Below are 1,536 nucleotides of genomic sequence, written 5' to 3' on the forward strand. Positions count from 1 at the left end.
GGGTCGGTGGGGGCGTCCACGGTGCCGGGGACCGCCGCGTGCAGCGGGTTGAGCTGGACGAACCCGCAGCCCAGGGCCCGGCCGGACCAAGCCGCGAGGTCGGCGAGGTCGCCCAGGTCGCCCATGCCCCAGGAGCGGGCGGAGAGCAGGGAGTAGAGCTGCACCAGGAAGCCCCGGGTACGGGCCGCGGGGGCGGGCATCCGGTCCGGGGCGACGATCAGGGTGGCGCGGGCGGACCGGCCGTCGGGGGCCTGGGCCCGCAGGATGTGGCGGCCCATCGGCAAGCCACCAGTACCGTCCGGGACCGCGAAGGACCTCCCGGCGCGGCCGTTCCCGACGGGGCCGTTCCCGGCGCGGCCGTCCTCCGCGGGGTCTGCGGGGACCCGCCCCCCAAGGTCCCGTCCCACGGCACCCAGCCCGGCTGTGCTCCCTCCGGCGGGGTTCCAGCGGGCGGCGCCCGTGTCCGGGGTGGCGCTCGTCCCCGCGGTGGCCCATCCGGAGGTGTTCGTCCCCGCGGTGGCCCGTCCGGCGGCGTTCCAGCCCGCGGGGGCGCTCGGCGGGCTCCCGGAGGCCGTGGCGGGGCCGCCCCGATGGTGGCCCGCCTCCAGGCCCCAGTCGCGGGTCTGCCCGTCCTCGGTCTCCACCCGCAGCACGGTGCCCTCCGGCAGATGGAGGCCGGGCGGGCGGCCGGGGCGGGCCACCACGCAGGGCGGCAGCAAGCGGTGCGCCTCCCCGTGCGCGTACCGGTCCAGGGCGGCGCGCACCGCCTGGGGCGTCGAGGCGTCGATCCCCAGGGCGGCGAGCACGGCCACCACGGTGTCCTCGGGCACCCGGACCGTGCGGCCCGGCTCCGGCTGGTAGGAAGTGGCGACACCGTACAGCTCGGCGAGGCGCGCTCGGCCCATCGGGACTCCTCAGCACATCCGTCGGAACGTCCGTACATCCGGTGCACCGTGCACCCATGGATCCATTACCGTCGCGCACCGGCGCACCCGCGCCACCGCGCGCCGCACTCCTCACACCGCGCGCCCGCGCATGGGTGCCTCCGCGCGCCCGCACACCACACCGCTCACCCGCCAGGCTCCGTCAAGGACCCGCCAGAAGCCGGCGGGAGACCGGCACCGGCACGGACACGATCGGAGGCCGCTCGACACCCGGTCAGAAACCGGTCGGCTCCAGGAGCGTGTCGATGCCCGCCGTGCCCGGTGCGGTGGCGGTCGGCTCGCTGGTCAGTGGCGGTTCGGCGGCCAGCGGCGGCTCGCTGGTCAGCGGTGGCGCGCCGTCCAGCGGGGGTTCGCTGACCAGCGGGGGCGGCGCGCCCGGGGCGGAGTCGGCGCCGTCCAGCCCGCAGTCGGGGTGCGACAGCCCGGCGAACGGGTCCGGCTCCGCGGCGCCGACCAGGGCCTCGGTACCGGTGCCCGCCTGTCGGGGCGGCGGCGCGGCGGGGGTGTCGGTGGTGGCGGAGAGCAGTGGGGCGGACGTGGCCACGGGGGCCTCCGTAGGGTCTCGGCGATGTTCTCGGCAGTAGGTGGGGGC

At 77.9% G+C, this 1,536-nt stretch carries 2 protein-coding genes; both read right to left on the minus strand.

Annotation, left to right across the window (positions count from 1 at the left end; translation table 11 throughout):
* On the minus strand, positions 1 to 905 hold a 905-nt coding region (locus tag E4099_RS34715; protein ID WP_245245354.1), incomplete at its 3' end, for a 4-alpha-glucanotransferase.
* Positions 906 to 1,158: 253 nt separating this feature from the next.
* Positions 1,159 to 1,488, minus strand: a complete 330-nt coding sequence (locus E4099_RS31915) for a hypothetical protein (RefSeq protein WP_386389960.1) — start codon at positions 1,486 to 1,488, stop codon at positions 1,159 to 1,161.
* Positions 1,489 to 1,536 lie beyond the last annotated feature (48 nt).

Origin of the sequence: Streptomyces palmae, assembly GCF_004684805.1 — a bacterium.
In the GTDB taxonomy this organism is placed as follows: Bacteria; Actinomycetota; Actinomycetes; order Streptomycetales; family Streptomycetaceae; genus Streptomyces; species Streptomyces palmae.